Raw genomic sequence first — 18,818 nt, forward strand, 5'->3', positions numbered from 1 at the left:
TACGTCAGACGCGCGTCGGACCTACTCGCTCTGGATGCGCGGCGCGAGCATGTAGGTCACGCGGCCCTCGCCCTCGGCGAAGTTGAAGTGCATCTTGACCGGGAACTCCTCGCCCAGTTCCATCTCCACCTCGGCGTCCTTGGGGATGGCCTTGTTCATGTTCTTGAGGTAGTCCAGCGAGAACAGCGAGTGGGCGTCCCCGGCGGTGAGGTCGATGAGGTCGTCGCGGGTGAGTTCGAGGTGGACGTCGTCGGTGTCGCCCTCGGCGTCGACGTAGAACAGCTCGTCGGTCGCGTCGACGCCCAGCGCGATGTGGTCCGAGACCATGTCCGCCGCGGTGACGGCGCGGTCGATGTCCCGGCCCTCGATGACGATGTGGGCCGGCAGGTCCAGGTCCGGGAGGTCCGGCTCCTGGCGGATGGAGTCGGGGTCGATCAGCGCCAGCGTGTACTCCAGCCCGTCGATGGCGATGTGGAGCTTCCGGGTCTCCTCGTCGAGTTCGAGGTGGACCAGCTGCCCGGAGTCGGCCATCCCGGCGATGTCTTCCAGCCGCGAGAGGTTCACCCCGATGAGGCCGCCGTCGGTCTCGTAGGACTCGAACGCCGAGGCCTCCAGTCGCAGGTCGACCATCCCGACGTTGGCCGGGTCGACGGCCCGAATCTCCAGCCCGTCGTCTTCGAGGTGGATCTTGCACTCGTCCACCAGCACGCTCACGGAGTCGAGAGTCGACTGGAGCGTGTCCGCACTCACGATGGCGTTGAACATCTTAGCCGCGGCTACGCCCCCATCCATTAAAAAGTCCCTCATCGAAAGCCGCGTGCGCGCGGGCCGGACGGCGACTGAGCGGGCGCTGCGGGCCCTCGGCGAATGCCGGGTCAAGGGTCTTTGCTCCGTGTCCGCAAGCGGTCCTGTCATGACGGACGCGTACTCACGACGATCGGTACTGGCGGGGGCGGGCGCTGCACTCGGGACGCTGGCCGTCGGAACGGGCGCTGCCGACGCACGAGCGGAGACGAAGGCGGTCGTCGCCGAGGGCGACGAGACGGAGAACGACCTGACGGGCTTTTTCGTCCACGTCGGGCCGACTACCAGCCCGATCGACGCACAGGTCGCGGCCGGCTGTGCGTTCGCCGACTGGTCGGACGACGCGACGACGGCCTACGACGTGACGCTCGTCGACCGAGCCGAGCCCGAGTACGCCCGCTACGAACGAACCGCCTACGTCCCCGACTCCGTCCAGCTGCCGCCGGGGAGCCTGTTCGTCGTCAACTCACAGGAACGGTGTACCGAGGGGTACGTCGGCGTCCGGCTGCTCCAGATCGGGTCCGACCGGCTGGAGGCCGCCGCGAGCGGCGACGTGCCGGACCGGACAGCCGCGGACGGTACGGGGGCCAGCGGCCCCGGCTTCGGCGTGCTGGCGGCGCTGGGCGGCCTCGTCGGGTGGGGTGCGCTCGAGCGCCGGCGGGAGTGAGCCGACGACGGTAAACCCGCGGGGGCGCTACGGCGTGCAAGAGCGACGATGAGCCACAAGGACGAGTACTACAACAGAGCGAAACAGGAGGGGTACCGCGCCCGCTCGGCGTACAAGCTCCAGCAACTGGACGAGACGGCGGGCCTGCTGGGCGAGGGGCGGACGGTCGTCGACCTGGGGGCGGCCCCGGGCGGCTGGCTGCAGGTCGCCGCCGAGCGGGTCGGCGAGCGGGGGACCGTCGTCGGCGTCGACCGCCAGCGCATCGACCCGCTGGACGACCCCGAGCCGGCCGTCGAGTACGTCCGCGGGGACATGACCGAAGGACGGACCAAAGACGAGATCCGCGAGGTCGTCGGCGGCGACGCCGACGCACGCGGCGGCCCGGTCGACGTGGTCGTCTCGGACATGGCACCGAACATGAGCGGCGACTACGACCTCGACCACGCCCGCTCGGTCCACCTCGCCCGGCAGGCCTTCGAGGTGGCGACGGACCTGCTCGACGCGGGCGGGGACTTCGCCGCGAAGGTGTTCGACGGCCAGGACCTCGCCGACCTGAAGGCGGACATCGAACCGGAGTTCGAGTACGTCCGGGAGGTCCGGCCGGACGCCTCGCGGGACTCGTCGTCGGAGCTGTACTTGGTCGCCAAGCACCGCCTGACGGCCCCGGTCCGCGAGGGCGAGGAACTCGACGTGACCATCGAGGACGTCGGCGAGGAGGGCGACGGCATCGCGAAGGTCGAGGGGTTCACCCTGTTCGTGAGCGGCGTCGCGGAGGGCGACGAGGTGACGGTGCGGGTCGACGACGTGAAGCCGCGGTACGCGTTCGCCCAGCCCGTCGAGTGACGGCGGTCGAAGAGTCGTCAGTCCGCCCGCGACGCCGAGCCGAACCGGCCCTCGCCGCGTGCGAGGCCGACGACGGCGTAGACGAACGGCGTGTCCAGCAGCGCGATCCCCAGCTTCAGGACGTACTGCCCGACCGCGAGCGACAGCGCCACCGCGAGGGGCGTCCCCTGGAGGAGGACGAAGCCGACGCCGATGAAGATGGCCGTGTCCACGAGCTGGCTGGTCGCCGTCGAGCCGACGTTGCGGAGCCACAGCGCGTCACCGTCGGTGAGGTCCCGGAGCCGGTGGAACAGGATCACGTCGAGGTTCTGACTGACGACGTACGCCGAGAGGCTGGCGACGACGACGGCGGTGCTGGCCGCCAGCACGTTCCGGAAGGCGGCGGGGTCGACGGGCTGGGCCTCGGGGGGGAGACCCGGCGCGAGGATGGTACTCCAGACCAGCGCCAGCAGGACGAAGTTCATCAGGAAGCCGACGTTGACGACGACGGTGGCGGCCCGACGGCCGTACAGTTCCGCGTAGCAGTCCGACGCGAAGAAGGTCAGCGCGTAGGCCAGCGCCGCGCCCGGCAGGACCAGCGCCTCGCCGACGACCGGCAGCGAGAACGGAAGCCCGAAGGCCAGCAGCTTCGAGGCCGTCACCTGCGAGACCACCAGCGCGGTCACGAACAGCGCGACGAGGCCGACCCGGATCGGACTCCCGTCACTCATCGTCGAGTCGCCCCTGTCGTTCGTCGATGTCGTCCAGAATATCGAGGGTCTTCCGGACGGACGCCCGGATGGCCTCGCTGCGGTTGACGAACTTCCCGTCCTCGCCGACGTGGTCGTCAAGGTCCGCGAGCAGCTCCTCGGGAACCTCGACGCTGATCTTGGGCATATGACCCACGTGCTCGCAGGGGAATATCAGTGTCGCGGTTCGCCGGCGAGTGGCACAGCCGGACGCCGCGCCGGGCTCAGTCCGCCGGCTCGCCCCGTCCCTTCGGCGTCCGGCGGCCGCCCAGGGTGTACACCCAGAGGATGGCGAGCCCGACCATGTACGAGAGGGCCGTCGGGACGCCGACGATGAGCATCGTGAAGATGCTGTCGGGCGTGACCATCGCGGCGGTGGCGACGATCGCCAGCACGACGTAGCGCCAGCGCTCGTACATCACCTCGAATGGGACGAGGCCGGCCCGGTGGAACAGGAACATCGTCACCGGGATCTCGACCAGCAGCCCGATCCCGATGGTCAGGAAGAGGACGAGCCAGCCGAAGTTGCTGATGCGGTAGGCGATGACCATGTTGGCCTGGAGCTGGTCGTAGGCGATGGCGGAGATGGCCATCGGCGCGACGTAGAGGAAGCCGAGCAGGCTGCCGCCGATCAGGGCCACGAACAGCGTCCCGCCCCACACCAGCAGGATGTTGCGGTCGCCGCCGACGAGGCTGCGGTCCTGCATCGCCGGCCACGCGAAGTACAGCACCAGCGGGAGCACGGAGACGGCCCCCAGTATCGTCGAGAACTTGACGATGAAGACGAGGTGTTCGACGGGGTGGAGCGTCACGATGTCGACCTGGGCCTGCATCCCCTCGGGGAGGCGGCTGACGAACACCCGCTGGATGTCGCCGATACCGCCGCGGTAGAGGAACAGGAACGACGCCGAGAGGACGAAGCCGAAGACCCCCAGGATCCAGAACGCCTTGGAGGCCAGCGAGCTGAGGATGAACTGGATGTCGTAGTAGTAGCCGCCGATGTCGTCCTCGGTGGTCTCGTCCTCGGTGAAGGCGTCGGCCATCCCCGCGGTCGTCGAGGTGAGGATGCCGCCCGCGCCCCCCTCCTCGGTCGCCGCGTCGCCGTCGGCGGTCGTCCCGTCGGCCGGTTCGTCGGCCGCCTCGTCCGCGTCCTCGTGGGCCTCGTCCCAGCGGTCGAGGATGGCCTGGGCCTTCGTCTGATCGTCCGCCGAGAGCGCGGTGTCGGCGTGGGCCAGGGCCTCCTCTTCCGTCATCTCCTCGAACACCTCCGGCGGAGCGACCTCGACGGCGTCCGCGCTCAGCTCGTCGATATCGATGGCCGTCGGGTCGCCCATCTCCCGCTCGTCGGGCGCGACGGCGTCCTCCAGCGCCTGCAGGACGTGGTAGTACAGGACCACCGGTACGGCTAGCAGGCCGCCGGCGACCGCGAGCACGACCGCCGTCGTCTCCGGCGGTAGCCCCAGCAGCGCGGGCCGGGTGACGTCGCCGGTGAGTCGGCTGGAGGGGAACCAGGCGGCGAAGGCCCGCACGTACTGGAAGGCGGGGGTCGCGAGCAGGTAGTAGGTGATCCCGCCGACGACGACGGCCCCGCCGAGGATCGTGTTCCAGTTGGCCCGTCCCACCGCGGCGGTGCTGACGAGGTCGCTGGAGCGTTTCGCCAGCACCGCGACCTTCGAGAGCGCGAGGCTGACCGCGTACAGCCCACAGAGCGGTGCGGCCCACATGATCTGAGTGAACGGGTCCGGCGGCGAGAACAGCGCGCCGAACAGGAAGATCAGCAGGACGGCGATCCGCCACTTGTCCCGGAACGTCTCGTAGGGGACGATCCCGGTGTACGAGAGGACGGTCATCAGCAGCGGCAGTTGCGCCGCGAGGCCGAACGAGGCACCCAGCAGGAAGATGAACTGCGCCCACTTGACGATGGAGTACTGGGGCGTGAAGCCGGCGGCGTTCGCGTTGCCGGCGAGGAACTTGAACATCAGCGGGAAGAACAGCTCGTAGGCGTAGAAGACGCCGCCGGCGAACAGCACCAGGCTGGTCAGGGCGAACAGCGCGCCCTTCCAGACGGGGATGCGGTCGGCGGGCCACCAGCCGCGGGCGCGGAGCGCGTCGCGGCCGTAGAAGACGAGCACCGGGACCGCGAGCAGGATGCCGACGACGGCACCGATCTTCACCTGCAGGAGGATGACGTCGAACGCCTGCGTGGAGACGACGCTGGTCTGTCGGCGCAGCTCCGGGGTCATGTTCGCGTAGACGAGGTCCTCCCGGAGCATCTCCCAGACGCCGTACTGCAGCGCGTAGATCGTCCCCAGCATCCCGGCGACGAAGACGATGAACACTTTCTGGAGATGGGACTGTGCGGTGCCCAGCATCGCACCGACGGTCTCGCGCCCGCTCTGGACCGTGCGGACGGTGTCGTCGTCGAGAGGCCCCACCATCTCCCCTGAGGGTAGCCGAGTCGGCGTTATCAATTTGTTCATCACCGGAGGCGTCGGCCGGGCGGCTCGAAAAGAAAGTTTACAACCACCAGTCGCCAAGCGGGGGGCAGATGGCGGACGGTGACCCCAGCGACGCGGACGCCGACCCCGACGAGCCGCGGGACTCTCCCCCGACGGACGGGGAGCCGGCAGCCGAGGAATCGCAGGGGTCACCGACTGACGTGACGGACGACCCGGCGGGCGAGGGGCCGACGGACGAGGCGGCAGCCGACGACCCGGCGGACGAGGCGGCAGCCGGGAGTCCGCCCGACGACGGAGCGGACGGCGACCGGACGGACGACGCGCCCGGGGTCGACGACATCGACCCCCACGGCGTCTCGCCCGACATCCCGGTCGACGAGCAGACGATGTCGTTCCCGGACGACGACCCCGAGGGCGACGAGACCGACGACGCCGACTCGTTCCTCGCCGACGAGGAGCGGGAGACCTATATGGCGGCCGACGACGGGGGGGACGGCCCCCCCGACGACGTCGATCCGATCGAGGCGGCGTCGCCGGGCGAGACGCCCCACGCGCCGACGGTCCCGGGCCGGACCCGCCCCGGGCTGTTCGAGCGCGACCCGCGGGACGTCTCGGCGGCCGTCCCCGCGGACGTGCCGACCGACTGGGGGACGCCGGCGACGCCGGCCGGCGGTGGCGCGACCGACCACGGGAACGCCCCCGGCTACGAGGACATCCACGAGGGCGCGCCCGACGACGAGGAGATGCCGCTGGCCGACCACGTCGAGGAGATGGCCACGCGGCTGTTCATCGTCGTCGGCGTCGCGGCCGTCGTCGCCGTGTTCACGCTGCCGACGGCAGACGAACTCATCAACTTCCTCTGGTACTCCTTCCACGAGGGGACCCTCGAACAGGCCAGGGAGGTCTGTGGCACCGTCGACGCCGACGCTGCGGCCGGGACCGTCGCCGCGGACGTCAACTGCCCGTACGTCTACAGCCCGCTGGCGCTGATACTCGCGCGGCTGAAGGTCGCGACGCTGGTGGGGTTCATCGTCGCACTGCCGGTGTTCGTCTACGAGACGTACCTGTTCATGCGGCCGGGGCTGTACCCCCGGGAGCGGCGCTACTACCTCGCGGCGGTGCCGACGAGCCTGGTGCTGGCGAGCGTCGGCGTCGCCGTCGCGTACTTCGCGGTGCTGCCCGCGATGTTCAACTACTTCATCGCCTACTCCGACCGGGCCGCGGACCTCGCGTTCGGCCTCTCGCACACGTTCAGCATCATCATCCTGATGCTGGGCTTCTTCGCGCTCATCTTCCAGATCCCGCTGTTCGTGATGCTGGCGATCATGATGGGCGTGACGACCCGCCGGTGGCTCGCCGACCGGCGGCTCTACTTCTGGGGCGCGTTCGCCGCGATCGCGTTCGTGTTCAGTCCGGACCCGACCGGGATGGCCCCGCTGATGGTCGCGGTGACCATGATCCTGCTGTTCGAGGGGACGCTGCTGCTGCTGAAGTGGACCGGCACCAGTTCGCCGGTGCCCACCGCCGACGAACTGCGGGCGCGCCGGCCGGTCGTCTACGCGGCGTTCGCGCTGGTGGGGTACGTGCTGAGCCCGCTGCCGGTCCCGACCGGCTACTACGCGCAGCTCCCGACGGCGGTGACCGAGGGCCTGGCCTCGGTCGGGCTCGGGAACGCGACGCCGATGCTGGTCGGCGGCGGGATCATCGCCCTGTTCGAGCTGACCGCCTACTGGAACAAGAACTACTACGGCAGCGTCAGGGCGTGGCGCGGACTTCGCCGGGCGCGCCTGCCGGTCTGGGGCGTCGCCATCGTCGTCGGCTACCTCGGGAGCCCCGACCCGACGCTGTTCCGCATCGTGAACTCGTTCAGCGTCGCGCCGACGCTGGCCGCGGCCGTCGCCGCCGGCCTGGTCCTGGTCTTCGAGGGCGGCCTGCTCGTCGACCGCCTCCGCGGTGACGACGGGGCCGACGAGCCCGACGTGCCGGCCCCCGAGTACGGCGGCGACTACGAGCCCGACCCCGCCGAGGGCGAGGCTGGGCCGGGCGGCCGCGACCCCGACGGCGAGGACGAGCGTCGGGACGGCGGGGAGCCGTGACGCGGGTCCTCGTCGTCCGGCACGGCGAGACCGACTGGAACCGGCAGGGGCGCGTCCAGGGGTGGGCTCCGACCGGACTCACCGACCGCGGCCGCGAGCAGGCCGCGGCGCTGGGGTCGTGGCTCGACGGCCGCGAGATCGACCGCGTCCTCGGGTCCGACCTCCGGCGAGCGCGGGAGACCCTCGCGGTGGCCGGCGAGACGGCCGACGGGCTGCCCGACCCGGCCGTGGACCGCGCGTGGCGCGAGCGGGGGTTCGGCGTCTATCAGGGCTTTCTCGCCGAGGAGCTGTTCCGGCGGACGGGACAGACGGACGGGACCAGCGTCTCCGCGCTCGACGCCGCCCCGGAGGGCGGCGAGAGCGTCGACGAGTTCGTCGAGCGCGTCACGGACGCGTGGACGGGCCTGCGCGATCGGGTTGGCGACGACGAGACGGTCCTGCTGGTCACCCACGGCGGGGTCGTCAAGGTGCTGCTGTCGGTCGTCGACGGGCGCGAGGCGGCGCTTGACGCCCACTCGCCGCCGAACTGCTCGGTGACGGAGCTGCGGATCGGGGAGTCGGCGGCGGAACTGCTGACCGAGGGGGCGACCCCGTGGCGGGCGTAGGTCAGTCGACGCTGGGGTAGTCGGCGTCGAAGACGTCCGAGACGACGTCGTCCTCGCTCTCGTCCTCTGGACTGACGCTGCCGGTCTGGTACCCGTGCAGGTCCAGCGTCACGTGGTCGAACCCGCAGTCCTCGACGTGGTCCCGGGCGGCGCGCACGAAGTCGGGGTCCAGCGCCGTCTCCAGTTCCGCCTCGCCGACCTCGATGCGGGCGAGCCCGTCGTGGTCCCGGACCCGGAACTGCTCGAAGCCCCACGTCCGCAGGAGTCGCTCGGCCTTCTCGACGCGGGAGAGCTTCTCCTCCGTGACTTCCAGTCCGGTCGGGATGCGCGAGGAGAGACAGGCCATCGAGGGCTTGTCGGCCACCGAGAGGTCGTACTCGCGGGCGATCTCCCGGACCTCCTCCTTCTCGATGTCGTGTTCCAAGAGCGGCGAGTAGGCGTCGAGTTCGTCGACGGCCCGCAGGCCCGGACGGTGGCCCTCGCCGACGTCGGAGGCGTTGGTGCCGTCACAGACCACGTCGATGCCGAGTTCGCGGGCGCGGTCGTACATCGCGCCCAGGCGCATCGACCGGCAGTGGTAACAGCGCATCTCGTCGTTCTGGACGAACTCGTCGCTGTCGAGTTCGGAGAACTCCACGATCTCGTGGCGGACCCCGATCTCCTCGGCGACCCGGGTGGCGTCCTCCAGTTCGGCGGCGGGCAGCGTCTCGGACTTGGCGGTACAGGCGACGGCGTCGTCTCCCAGCGCGTCGTGGGCCAGCGCCGCGACGACGCTGGAGTCGACGCCGCCGGAGAACGCGACCACCACGCCGTCTCGCGACGCGAGGTCCTCGCGGGCGGCGGCCAGTTTCTCCGCGACAGCGGACATAGCCACGCCTACTGGGCCGACGCTGAAAACGGCTTCGTGTCCGCCGTTGCCGGGCCAGCGACGCGAACGGGAAGTATTTACCGCGCCGCTCTGAACGCTCGGCCGATGCCCTCCACGACTCACCGCCTCGCCGCGGCAGCGGCCGCGCTCGCGGTCCTGCCCGGCGTCGCCGCCGCACAGCAACCGACCGGCCAGTTCTCGCTGTCGCCGCTGGCGCAGTTCGCCGTCGCCGGCGGTTACAGCCTCGTCGTCGGCGCGCTCATGCTCGCCGCCGCACCGGTCTGGACCCGGAACGCCATCGAGGACATCTTCGACGACCCCGGCGTGGTCGTCGCCGTCGGGACGCTCGGCTACCTCGGGATCGTCATCGGGCTCGTCCTGCTGGCGCTGACGCTCATCGGCCTCATCGTCACCATCCCGGGGCTGCTGGCGCTGTTCGTCGTCGCGCTGATCGGGACGCCACTGGGCGCGTACGCCGTCGGTCGGTGGCTCACCGGGCTGGGCGACGTCGACAACCGCTGGGCGGCGCTGGCCGCGGGTGCCGTCGTCATCGGGGCCGTCAGCGCCATCCCGCTGCTGGGGGACCTGCTGAACGCGGTGGTCGCCAGCCCCGGCATCGGCCTGCTCCTGCTGCGCGGGAAAGAGAGCCTGCTGGGCTGATGCTGGCGGCCGCAAGTGCGTAAAGAGGGGCGTCACCCCGGAGTGGCGAAAGCCTTCAGTTACAGTCGCCAGGGTCAGCGAGCGGAGCCTTCTTGCCGCCGACCCGCCCAGTACGGGTATGGACCAGACACGTCGCCCGCGCCGTCTGCGGACCGACGGCGTGCGGCCGCTCGTGCGCGAGACGGAGGTCTCGGCGTCGGACCTCATCGCCCCCGTGTTCGTCGACGCGACGACCGACGAGCGGGTGCCCATCGAGACGATGCCGGGCCACGAGCGGGTGCCGGTCGAGGAGGCCGTCGCCCGCGTCGAGGAGGTACTGGAGACCGGCGTCGAGGCCGTGATGGTGTTCGGCGTCCCCGAGTCGAAAGACGAGCGGGGGAGCCGCGCGTGGGCCGAGGACGGCGTCGTCCAGCGGGCCGTCCGCCGAGTGACGAGCGAGACGGACGCCTACGTGATCACGGACGTCTGTCTCTGCGAGTACACGAGCCACGGCCACTGCGGGGTCCTGGAGGAGGACGCGGCCGAGGACCCGGACCTGACCGTGCGCAACGACGAGACCCTGGACCTGCTGGAGCGCATCGCGGTCAGCCACGCCCGGGCCGGCGCGGACATGGTCGCGCCCTCCGGGATGATGGACGGGATGGTCGGGGCCATCCGCGCGGCGCTGGACGGCGAGGGGTTCACCGAGGTGCCGATCATGAGCTACGCCGCGAAGTTCGAGTCGGCCTTCTACGGCCCGTTCCGGGACGCCGCCGACGGCGCGCCCGCCTTCGGCGACCGCCGCCACTACCAGATGGACCCGGCCAACGCCCGCGAGGCCCGCCGCGAGGTCGACCTGGACGTCCGGCAGGGCGCGGACGTGCTGATGGTCAAGCCCGCGCTCCCGTACCTGGACGTGGTCCGGGAGGTCCGGGAGCGCCACGACCACCCCGTCGCCGCCTACAACGTCTCCGGCGAGTACGCGATGTTGCACGCCGCCGCCGAGAAGGGGTGGCTGGACCTCGAATCGGTCGCCCACGAGTCGCTGCTGTCGATCAAGCGGGCCGGCGCGGACCTGATCCTGACGTACTTCGCCGAGGACGTGGCCGGGCGGCTGTAGCGGTGGCGGTCCGGCCGGCGGCGGGCCACGAGGGCCAGCGTCCGTCCACCGACGGACGACGACACACCGCACAGTCGAGGTGTTCCGGCGGGTGCGCGTGCGCTATTTCGGCTGTTTCGGCCGGAAACGGCCGGAACGCCGGTTGACGAGCGTCCAGAATCCCCGGAGACGATCGGCCGGTTTCTGGACAGAGAACAACCTTATATCCATAATACCGTGGGATAGAACTGACGTTCGTCTACTTCCAGGGCACGAATATCTACTTCTGTAAAGCAAACTATTATGTAGTGCTGTTCCCAGAGGATTCCCCGTGAACCAGTTGACGAAGTTGGCGTCTGAGACGATAAAGTTGGACGAACAAACGCAAACTCAGCAATAGACAACACATATGGTACTCGCACCACTCCAGGCGAGCGTCGACGCGCTCAACTACACGTGGATACTGGTCGTATCGTTCCTGATCTTCTTCATGCACGCCGGCTTCGCGATGCTCGAGGCGGGGCAGGTCCGCTCGAAGAACGTCGCGAACCAGCTGACGAAGAACCTCCTCACCTGGTCGGTCGGGGTGACGGTGTTCTTCCTGATCGGCTCCGGCATCGCGTCGCTGGCCGGCGGTGGCGGCTGGGGGGCCGCCTACCTGACCAGCGGCACCGGCTGGATCAGCTGGCTGTACGGCGCGGTGTTCGCGATGACCGCCGCCACCATCGTCTCCGGGGCGGTGGCCGGTCGCGCGAAGCTCCGTGCGTACGTCACCTACACGTTCCTGCTGGCCGCGGTCATCTACCCGGTCGTCATCGCGATGACCTGGAGTTCGACGGGCCCCGGCCTGGTCGAGCTCATCACGGGCACGGCCTTCACCGACTTCGCCGGCGGGATGATCGTCCACGGGATGGGCGGCATCGCCGGCCTCACCGCGGCGGCCATCCTCGGCCCCCGGATGGGGCGGTTCAACGAGGACGGCAGCGTCAACGTCATCCCCGGTCACTCGATGACCTTCGCCGTGCTGGGGACGCTGATCCTCGCCTTCGGCTGGTACGGCTTCAACGTCGGGACTTCCGCCATCATCGGCAGTGAGGGCTTCCTGGCCGAGCAGCTCGGTCGCGTCGCGATGACGACGACCATCTCGATGGCGATGGGTGCCATCGGCGCGGCGAGCGTCGCGTGGTACAAGACCGGCAAGGTCGACACGCTGTACGTCGCCAACGGGCTGCTGGCCGGCCTGGTCGGCATCACGGCGATCCCCCACACGACGGCGTGGTGGGGCGCGTTCGTGGTCGGCATCCTCTCGGGTGCCCAGCTCCCCGTCGTGTTCGGCTTCGTCGAGAAGACGCTCAACATCGACGACGTCTGTGCCGTCTTCCCGGTCCACGGGAGCGCGGGCGTCCTCGGCACGCTGCTGTACCCGTTCGTCGCCGCCGGCAGCGTCAACGTCGCCGGCGCGTTCATCGCCCAGCTGGTCGGCGTCGTCATCATCGGCGGCTGGACGATCACCGCGACGGCGGTCATCTGGTACGCGTTCAAGATGGTCGGACAGGCACGCGTCACGCCCGAACACGAACAGGAGGGGCTGGACGTCAGCGAGCACGGCGTCGAGACCTACCCCGAGTTCGGCTCCGGCGAGAGCGTCGTCGCCGACGGTGGCATAGTGAACGAGAACGTGCGGTCCGACGGAGGTTCCACGGATGACTGACGACGACACCGAGATCAAGATGGTAGTCGCGATGGTCCGCCCCGACAAGCTCGGGGACGTGAAACAGGCGCTCGCGGAGATCGGCGCGCCCTCGCTGACGGTGACGAACGTCTCCGGCCGCGGGTCCCAGCCCGCGAAGAAGGGGCAGTGGCGCGGCGAGGAGTACGTCGTCGACCTCCACCAGAAGGTCAAGATCGAGACCGTCGTCGCCGACATCCCCGCGGAGGACGTCGTCGAGGCGATCGCCGAGGGAGCCCACACCGGCGAGAAGGGCGACGGGAAGATCTTCGTCCTCCCGGTCGACGACGCCTACCAGGTCAGGACCGGCAAACAGGGCCCAGAGGCCGTCTGATCGGCCGCCGATGGTCGACGACATCGACAGACGAATCGTGAACGCCCTGCTCGACGACGGCCGGGCCAGCGTCCGGGACATCGCCGTCGAGACCGGGGTCGCCGCGACCACCGTCTCCCGGCGGATGGACGACCTGGCAGAGACCGGCGTCGTCGAGAACTACACCGCCCGCATCGACTACGGCGCGCTGGGCTACGACGTGACCGCCGTCTTCCAGCTCTCGGTCGAGGGGGACGGCCTCGCGCGCGTGACCGAACGGCTCGCCGAACAGCCCAACATGATCGCCGTCTACGAGGTGACCGGGAGCCACGACGTCGTCGCCGTCGGGAAGTTCCGCGACACGGACGAGATGAACGCCCGGATCAAGGACCTCCTGACGGCCCCGGACGTGCGGTCGGCCGCCACTTCGGTGGTGCTGAACACCGTCTGCGAGCACGAGCAGTTCCCCCTCGAGGACGGGGCGTAGCGCCCCCGTCCTCCCGTCGACGCGTCGGTTCGAGCGCGGGGCCACCGCTCCCCGGCGGAGACGACGCGGCCGGCGGGAGGCGAGCGTCCCGGGAGGATTAAGCCGCTCGCGGCGCTCGACGGCGTATGGGCCTGCAAGTGGACGTGCGGAAACTCGATCTCTTCAACCAGATGGCCAGGGAGGGGTCGGAGACGGTCGCCGACCACCTCGAACAGATGACCGGGCTGGCCGCCTCGGTCCACACCTCCCAGATCAACTTCCTGGACATCGCCGACGTGAAGACCCACATCGGGAGCCAGCGGAAGGTCGGGATCTACGTCGAGCTGAACGAGCCGCCGTACGGCTACGTCCTGTTCGTGCTCGATCCGGCCGACAGCAAGCGCCTGGCCGGGGCGATGATGGGCGGGCTGGGCGAGACCAGCGACGGCGACGGGTTCACCGAGATGGAGCGGTCGGCGATGCAGGAGATCGGCAACATCATGACCTCCGCGTTCATCGACGGGTGGGCGAACGTGCTGGACACGACCATCGACATGGGGACGCCCGGGTTCATCTTCGGGCCGGCCAACGGCATCGTCGACGAGATGGGCGGCTGGCCCGACTCCGAACTCGCCTTCGTCGTCGACTCCCAGATCACCGTCGAGGACGGCGACTTCGGGATGACCGTCTACACCTTCCCGGACCTGGCGTCGCTGGTCGAGCTCATCCAGGGGATCGACCTCGACACGGACGTGGCCGCCGACACCGAGGCCGGCGACGTCGTCTGAGCCGTCCGGTGGTCCCCGAGCGGGCGAACGGGTGACCCGTCAGGTTCTTTCTCCGGGCGGCCGAACGCCGCGGTATGAACCACGAGCAGTCGCGTGACCTGTACGACCGGGCGCTGTCGGTGCTGCCCGGCGGCGTCAACTCCTCGGTCCGGGCGGTCCGCCCGTACCCCTTCTTCGTCGAGTCCGGCGACGGCGGCCACGTCGTCGACGCCGACGGCAACCGCTACCTGGACTTCGTGATGGGCTACGGCCCGCTCCTGCTGGGCCACGACCTCCCCGAGCAGGTCCAGTCGGCGATCCAGGAACACGCCGCCGCGGGGCCGATGTACGGCGCACCGACGGAGGTCGAGGTCGAACTCGCCGAGTTCGTCACCCGCCACGTCCCCAGCGTGGAGATGCTCCGGTTCGTCAACAGCGGGACGGAGGCGACCGTCTCGGCGGTCCGGCTGGCCCGGGGCTACACCGGCCGGGACAAGATCGTCGTGATGCAGGGGGGGTACCACGGCGCACAGGAGTCGACGCTGGTCGAGGGCGAGCGCGACCACACCCAGCCGTCGAGTCCGGGCATCCCCGAGAGCTTCGCCGAGCACACGCTGACGGTGCCGTTCAACGACCCCGAGGCCGCCAGGACGGTGTTCGCCGAGCACGGCGACGACATCGCCGCGGTCCTCACGGAACCGATCCTCGGCAACTACGGCATCGTCCACCCGGTCGAGGGGTACCACGAGACGCTGCGGGACCTCTGTGACGAACACGGGTCGCTGCTGATCTTCGACGAGGTCATCACCGGCTTCCGGGTCGGGGGCCTCCAGTGTGCCCAGGGGAAGTTCGGGATCGAGCCCGACCTCACGACGTTCGGGAAGATCGTCGGCGGCGGCTTCCCGGTCGGGGCCATCGGCGGGAAAAGCGAGATCATCGAGCAGTTCACGCCCGCCGGCGACGTCTTCCAGTCGGGCACCTTCTCGGGCCACCCGGTGACGATGGCCGCCGGGCTGGAGACGCTGCGGTACGCGGCCGAACACGACGTCTACGACCACGTGAACGGCCTGGGCGAGCGGCTGCGGTCGGGCCTGCAGGACATCGTCGAGGACCAGGCCCCGTCCTACACCGTCGTCGGCACCGACTCGATGTTCAAGGTGATCTTCACCCGCGAGGGACCGGACACCTTCGAGGGCCACTGCGAGGCCGGCTGTTCGCAGCGCGAGGACTGCCCCCGTTTCGACCACTGTCCGAAGAACGGGGGCGACGTGGCCGACGCCCAGACCGAGCGCTGGGAGCGGCTGTTCTGGCCGGCGATGCGAGACCGGGGCGTGTTCCTCACGGCCAACCAGTTCGAGTCCCAGTTCGTCTGTGACGCCCACACGGAGGCGGACATCGACGAGGCCCTGGAGGCGTACAAGGAGGCCCTCTGAGTGCCGGACGACGACCTCTCCCTCTCGGAGAAGCGCATGTACGGCGAGACCCGTCCGGAGACCCACGCCTACGTGGCGTCGGGGCTGGGCGTGACCCGCGTCGAGACCGCCGGCGGCCAGGTCGGCCGGTTCAGTCTCGAACACCGCTGTACGGCCCGGGACGTCGCCGGCAGCAACGGCGAGGTCGCGGTCGCGACCGACGAGTCGGTGCTGGTCTCGACGGCCGAGGGGTTCGCCGCGACCGGGTTCGGTCCGGCGACTGCGGTGGGTTACGACGCCGACGGCCTGCTTGCCGCGGGGGACGGCCGCGTGGCCCGATACGCCCACGGGGAGTGGGAGCCGCTGGGCGAGCTGAGCGGCGTGCGGGCGATCGACGGCGACCTGCTGGCGGCCGCCGACGGCGTCTACCGCCTCCCCGACTGCGCGTACGACGGCCTCGACGACGCCGCGGACGCGACCCCGGGCTACGCGGCCACGAGCGCCGGCCTCTACGAAGCGGTCGACGGCGAGTGGGCCGAGACCAGAACGGGACCGCACCACGCCGTGGCCGCCGACGGCCGGCGGGTCCACGCGGCCGACGGCGCGGGGCTCTACGAGCGGACCGCCGAGGGCTGGCGGGCCTGCGACCTGCCGGTCGCCGAGCGGGTCGTCGACGTGACCCACGGCGACGACACCTACGCGGTCACCGAGGACGGGACCTTCCTCGTCGCCACCGACGACGAGGCGACCGCCGACGGCCGCGGCGGCTGGCGGCGGCGCTCGCTCGGGGTTCCCGAAGTCGTCGGCGTCGCCGTGGCGTAGGCGGGAGTACCGCCGCCGACAGCGCCGACCAGTTCCTGCCGACGCGACGGCCGACCCGTGTCTGCCAGTGACACAGCCGACCGGTTTCTGCCACCGCCACAGCCAGCGGGTGGGACTGAAAGGGGCGCGGCGCTCGACGAACCCCGACGAAGTAAGGACCGCAGGGAGCGAAGCGACCGAGGACCGCAGCGAGTCGCGGGAGTCGAGCGCCGCGGGGCTTTCGGGCTGGTCACCGTTGCGGCAGTCGCGTCGACACCATCGAGAACAGCGATTGCTAGCCCCCGAATCGAAAAGCGGTTTAGCCCGGCCGGACACCCCTCGCGTATGATACTCCCGGGGGCGGACACGCAGGCGTTCGCGGCGGCGCTGGCCGAGGCGACCGGCGAGACGCTGGGGCGCGTCGAGTACGAACGGTTCCCCGACGGCGAGCACGTCGTCCGCGTGCCCGAGGCCGTCGCGGGCGAGCGCGCGGTCGTCGTCGCCTCCACCGTCGACAGCGACGCGCACGTCCAGGTCCTGCAGCTGCAGGACGCCGCCCGGGAGGCGGGGGCCAGCGAGGTGGTGACGGTGCTGCCGTACATGGGTTACGCCCGGCAGGACGAGGCCTTCAGGGCCGGCGAGCCGGTCTCCTCGCGGGCGGTCGCCCGGGCCATCTCGACGGGGACCGACCGCGCGGTGACCGTCAACCCCCACGAGCCGGCCGTCTGTGACTTCTTCACCGTGCCGACGACGGCCGTCGACGCCGCGGGCGTGCTCGCGGACCCCCTGCCGGAGAACCTCGAGGACCCGCTGTTCCTCTCGCCGGACGAGGGGGCGGTCGATCTCGCCGTGACGGCCCGGGACGCCTACGGCGAGGGGGAGACCGACTACTTCGAGAAGGACCGCGACTACGACACCGGCGACGTCGAGGTGACCCCCAGCGACGCCCCGATCGAGGGGCGTGACGTGGTGCTGGTCGACGACATCGTCGCCACCGGATCGACGATGAGCGAGGCCGTCGGCGTGCTGGCCGAGCGGGACGCCCAGCGCGTGTTCGTCACCTGCGTCCACCCGATGCTGGCCGGCAACGCGCTGACGAAGCTCTCGACGGCCGGCGTCGAGGCGGTGTACGGCACCGACACGCTCGAACGGGCGGTCACCGAGGTCAGCGCCGCGCCAGTCGTCGCCGACGAACTCTGAGTCCGCCGCCTACCACTCCGCGATGCCCCGCGGCCCGTAGCGGTAGGTCAGGATGCCCAGGAACGCGGCGACGCCGGTGAACGCGGCCCCCGCGCCGAGGTAGAACACCGCCGCCATCCCGACGTTCGTGGTGAGCCAGCCGCCGGCCAGCGGCGCGAGCACCGAGCCGGGCCGCCAGACCAGGTCCCGCACCCCGAAACTCGAGGCGACGCCGTTGCCGGCCCCCTCGTCGGCGAACAGCGCCATACTCGCGGGCTCGCGGATGGAGTCGGCGATCCCGAGCAGCCCGTTCAGCGCCACCAGCGGGAGGAACGCCGCAGAGAGGTGACCGAAGAAGGGGTAGGTCGCGGGCAGGCCCAGCGCCGCGCCGATCGCGGGCGTCGAGGGGACGACCAGCGCCACCAGCCCGTAGCAGAGGCCGCCGACGAAGACGAACCGCGCGCGGCCGAAGCGGTCCGAGAGCCCGCCGGTGTGGGGCTGGGCGAGCATGTTGGTGAACTTCTCGGCGGCGATGACGACGGCGACGGCCGTCGCGCCGTTGACCGCCGCGTTGTAGCCCAGCCCCCCGCGGGCGGCGGCGACGCCGGCGAAGATGGGGACCCACGTCCGGACGAGGGTGACCGCGACGGCGTACTGGGCGCGGAAGCTCGTGATGGTGAGGATGCGGCGGTTCAGCGCGAGGTCCGCGAGCCGGAACCGCTCGGTGGACGTCTCGTCGGGGTCGACCACGGCCCAGACGGCGAGGCAGGCGAGGCCTGTGACCCCCATCAGCAGGCCGAAGACGGCGTCGAAGCCGAAGGCGTCGTACAGTGCCCCCGCCGAGAGGGCCCCGCCGATGGCCGCCGCGAACCGCCAGGCGTTCGAGGTCCCGATGGTGGTGCCCCGCGCGTCGTCGCGGGAGAGTTGTCCCACGAGCGCCAGCGAGAGCAGGCCGGCGACGGTGGTCGCGATGCCCTGCAACCCCCGGACGAGGATGAACCCCCAGCTGGAGGAGACGTGCGGGAAGAGGCCGTAGACGACCGTCGCCAGCGCCAGCCCCGCGAGGAGGACGGTCCGCTTGTCGAAGCGGTCGCCGAGGTAGGCGACGGGGACGACGGTGCCGGCCTGGGCCAGCGTCAGCCCCGTGGCGAACATCCCCAGCACGAGCCCCGAGGGGTCCAGCAGGTCGACGTACGTCGACAAGAGCGTCAGCAGGGTCACGAGCCCGAAGGCGTTCGCGAAGCGCGTCAGGAACAGCGCCTGCAGTTGTCGGCGAGTGCTCACTGGGCGAGCGCAGGCGAGGCGGGGTGTAACGTCTTACGATGGCGAGAAGATTCCGTCCG

General features: G+C 70.5%; 19 protein-coding genes. 13 read left to right on the plus strand and 6 right to left on the minus strand.

The features are described 5' to 3' along the window. Nucleotides 1–21: 21 nt before the first annotated feature. A complete protein-coding gene (locus P0592_RS05770; protein ID WP_276273326.1) occupies nt 22–765 on the minus strand; it encodes a DNA polymerase sliding clamp in 744 nt (247 codons plus the stop codon). A 148-nt stretch (nt 766–913) separates the two neighbouring features. Here P0592_RS05770 and P0592_RS05775 point away from each other — a divergent pair, with 148 nt between their 5' ends. Both P0592_RS05775 and P0592_RS05780 read left to right on the plus strand, forming a co-directional pair. Then, complete coding sequence (locus P0592_RS05775; RefSeq protein WP_276273327.1) at nt 914–1,471, plus strand: hypothetical protein; 558 nt, start codon at nt 914–916, stop codon at nt 1,469–1,471. Nucleotides 1,472–1,519: 48 nt separating this feature from the next. Further along, nucleotides 1,520–2,314, plus strand: a complete 795-nt coding sequence (locus P0592_RS05780; RefSeq protein WP_276273328.1) for a 23S rRNA (uridine(2552)-2'-O)-methyltransferase — start codon at nt 1,520–1,522, stop codon at nt 2,312–2,314. 17 nt (nt 2,315–2,331) lie between these two features. Here the strand turns inward: P0592_RS05780 and P0592_RS05785 are convergent, their stop codons facing one another. From P0592_RS05785 to P0592_RS05795, 3 genes are all read right to left on the minus strand, one after another. Next, nucleotides 2,332–3,024: a queuosine precursor transporter gene (locus tag P0592_RS05785; RefSeq protein ID WP_276273329.1), complete on the minus strand. Its 693-nt coding sequence runs from the start codon at nt 3,022–3,024 to the stop codon at nt 2,332–2,334. Continuing rightward, entirely contained in the window at nt 3,017–3,190 is a 174-nt protein-coding gene (locus P0592_RS05790; protein ID WP_276273330.1) for a ribbon-helix-helix domain-containing protein, read from the minus strand. The genes P0592_RS05785 and P0592_RS05790 overlap by 8 nt, the downstream gene beginning before the upstream one ends. Nucleotides 3,191–3,266: 76 nt before the next feature. Further along, complete coding sequence (locus tag P0592_RS05795) at nt 3,267–5,480, minus strand: twin-arginine translocase subunit TatC (protein WP_276273331.1); 2,214 nt, start codon at nt 5,478–5,480, stop codon at nt 3,267–3,269. Nucleotides 5,481–5,590: 110 nt separating this feature from the next. On the opposite strand from P0592_RS05795, the gene tatC reads away from it, so the two are divergent. Beyond that, nucleotides 5,591–7,597 carry a twin-arginine translocase subunit TatC gene (gene tatC / locus P0592_RS05800; RefSeq protein ID WP_276273332.1) on the plus strand — a complete coding sequence of 669 codons (2,007 nt, stop codon included), beginning with the start codon at nt 5,591–5,593 and terminating at the stop codon, nt 7,595–7,597. After that, complete coding sequence (locus tag P0592_RS05805; protein WP_276273333.1) at nt 7,594–8,202, plus strand: histidine phosphatase family protein; 609 nt, start codon at nt 7,594–7,596, stop codon at nt 8,200–8,202. Before tatC ends, P0592_RS05805 begins: the two co-directional genes overlap by 4 nt. 1 nt (nt 8,203) lies before the next feature. On the opposite strand, the gene larE is transcribed toward P0592_RS05805, so the two are convergent. Then, nucleotides 8,204–9,070: an ATP-dependent sacrificial sulfur transferase LarE gene (gene larE / locus P0592_RS05810; RefSeq protein WP_276273334.1), complete on the minus strand. Its 867-nt coding sequence runs from the start codon at nt 9,068–9,070 to the stop codon at nt 8,204–8,206. Between the two features lie 105 nt (nt 9,071–9,175). On the opposite strand from larE, the gene P0592_RS05815 reads away from it, so the two are divergent. From P0592_RS05815 to prs, 9 genes are all read left to right on the plus strand, one after another. Continuing rightward, nucleotides 9,176–9,730, plus strand: coding sequence for a DUF8173 domain-containing protein (locus P0592_RS05815; protein ID WP_276273335.1), 555 nt, complete (start codon nt 9,176–9,178; stop codon nt 9,728–9,730). A 118-nt stretch (nt 9,731–9,848) separates the two neighbouring features. Further along, complete coding sequence (gene hemB, locus P0592_RS05820; protein WP_276273336.1) at nt 9,849–10,829, plus strand: porphobilinogen synthase; 981 nt, start codon at nt 9,849–9,851, stop codon at nt 10,827–10,829. A gap of 388 nt (nt 10,830–11,217) precedes the next feature. Then, nucleotides 11,218–12,519: an ammonium transporter gene (locus P0592_RS05825; protein WP_276273337.1), complete on the plus strand. Its 1,302-nt coding sequence runs from the start codon at nt 11,218–11,220 to the stop codon at nt 12,517–12,519. After that, the gene (locus P0592_RS05830; protein ID WP_276273339.1) at nt 12,512–12,871 is read left to right on the plus strand and encodes a nitrogen regulatory protein GlnK1; all 360 of its coding nucleotides are present in this window, start codon (nt 12,512–12,514) and stop codon (nt 12,869–12,871) included. The genes P0592_RS05825 and P0592_RS05830 overlap by 8 nt, the downstream gene beginning before the upstream one ends. A gap of 10 nt (nt 12,872–12,881) precedes the next feature. Beyond that, nucleotides 12,882–13,337 carry an HTH-type transcriptional regulator Lrp gene (gene lrp / locus P0592_RS05835; protein WP_276273340.1) on the plus strand — a complete coding sequence of 152 codons (456 nt, stop codon included), beginning with the start codon at nt 12,882–12,884 and terminating at the stop codon, nt 13,335–13,337. A gap of 125 nt (nt 13,338–13,462) precedes the next feature. Next, nucleotides 13,463–14,104 (plus strand): chemotaxis protein CheC, encoded by a 642-nt coding sequence (locus P0592_RS05840; RefSeq protein WP_276273341.1) that lies wholly within the window; start codon nt 13,463–13,465, stop codon nt 14,102–14,104. Between the two features lie 74 nt (nt 14,105–14,178). After that, nucleotides 14,179–15,516 carry a glutamate-1-semialdehyde 2,1-aminomutase gene (gene hemL / locus P0592_RS05845; RefSeq protein WP_276273342.1) on the plus strand — a complete coding sequence of 446 codons (1,338 nt, stop codon included), beginning with the start codon at nt 14,179–14,181 and terminating at the stop codon, nt 15,514–15,516. Continuing rightward, on the plus strand, nt 15,517–16,317 hold the full coding sequence (locus tag P0592_RS05850) for an HVO_0234 family beta-propeller protein (RefSeq protein ID WP_276273343.1): 801 nt from the start codon (nt 15,517–15,519) through the stop codon (nt 16,315–16,317). It begins immediately after the preceding gene. A 324-nt stretch (nt 16,318–16,641) separates the two neighbouring features. Continuing rightward, a complete protein-coding gene (gene prs / locus P0592_RS05855) occupies nt 16,642–17,496 on the plus strand; it encodes a ribose-phosphate diphosphokinase (protein ID WP_276273344.1) in 855 nt (284 codons plus the stop codon). A gap of 9 nt (nt 17,497–17,505) precedes the next feature. Here prs and P0592_RS05860 read toward each other — a convergent pair whose 3' ends face one another. Then, a complete protein-coding gene (locus tag P0592_RS05860; protein ID WP_276273345.1) occupies nt 17,506–18,759 on the minus strand; it encodes an MFS transporter in 1,254 nt (417 codons plus the stop codon). Nucleotides 18,760–18,818: the final 59 nt, after the last annotated feature.

Source organism: Haloarcula litorea, from assembly GCF_029338195.1.
GTDB classification, from domain to species: Archaea; Halobacteriota; Halobacteria; order Halobacteriales; family Haloarculaceae; genus Haloarcula; species Haloarcula litorea.

What these genes read in the sequence shown, in the direction of transcription:
- P0592_RS05795 (WP_276273331.1), bottom strand. Translation starts at nt 5,480, where the DNA reads ATGGTGGGGCCTCTCGACGACGACACCGTCCGCACGGTCCAGAGCGGG.
- P0592_RS05775 (WP_276273327.1), top strand. Translation starts at nt 914, where the DNA reads ATGACGGACGCGTACTCACGACGATCGGTACTGGCGGGGGCGGGCGCT.
- P0592_RS05825 (WP_276273337.1), top strand. Translation starts at nt 11,218, where the DNA reads ATGGTACTCGCACCACTCCAGGCGAGCGTCGACGCGCTCAACTACACG.
- P0592_RS05785 (WP_276273329.1), bottom strand. Translation starts at nt 3,024, where the DNA reads ATGAGTGACGGGAGTCCGATCCGGGTCGGCCTCGTCGCGCTGTTCGTG.
- P0592_RS05780 (WP_276273328.1), top strand. Translation starts at nt 1,520, where the DNA reads ATGAGCCACAAGGACGAGTACTACAACAGAGCGAAACAGGAGGGGTAC.
- P0592_RS05790 (WP_276273330.1), bottom strand. Translation starts at nt 3,190, where the DNA reads ATGCCCAAGATCAGCGTCGAGGTTCCCGAGGAGCTGCTCGCGGACCTT.
- larE (WP_276273334.1), bottom strand. Translation starts at nt 9,070, where the DNA reads ATGTCCGCTGTCGCGGAGAAACTGGCCGCCGCCCGCGAGGACCTCGCG.
- P0592_RS05770 (WP_276273326.1), bottom strand. Translation starts at nt 765, where the DNA reads ATGTTCAACGCCATCGTGAGTGCGGACACGCTCCAGTCGACTCTCGAC.
- P0592_RS05830 (WP_276273339.1), top strand. Translation starts at nt 12,512, where the DNA reads ATGACTGACGACGACACCGAGATCAAGATGGTAGTCGCGATGGTCCGC.
- lrp (WP_276273340.1), top strand. Translation starts at nt 12,882, where the DNA reads ATGGTCGACGACATCGACAGACGAATCGTGAACGCCCTGCTCGACGAC.
- P0592_RS05815 (WP_276273335.1), top strand. Translation starts at nt 9,176, where the DNA reads ATGCCCTCCACGACTCACCGCCTCGCCGCGGCAGCGGCCGCGCTCGCG.
- hemL (WP_276273342.1), top strand. Translation starts at nt 14,179, where the DNA reads ATGAACCACGAGCAGTCGCGTGACCTGTACGACCGGGCGCTGTCGGTG.
- hemB (WP_276273336.1), top strand. Translation starts at nt 9,849, where the DNA reads ATGGACCAGACACGTCGCCCGCGCCGTCTGCGGACCGACGGCGTGCGG.
- P0592_RS05840 (WP_276273341.1), top strand. Translation starts at nt 13,463, where the DNA reads ATGGGCCTGCAAGTGGACGTGCGGAAACTCGATCTCTTCAACCAGATG.
- tatC (WP_276273332.1), top strand. Translation starts at nt 5,591, where the DNA reads ATGGCGGACGGTGACCCCAGCGACGCGGACGCCGACCCCGACGAGCCG.
- prs (WP_276273344.1), top strand. Translation starts at nt 16,642, where the DNA reads ATGATACTCCCGGGGGCGGACACGCAGGCGTTCGCGGCGGCGCTGGCC.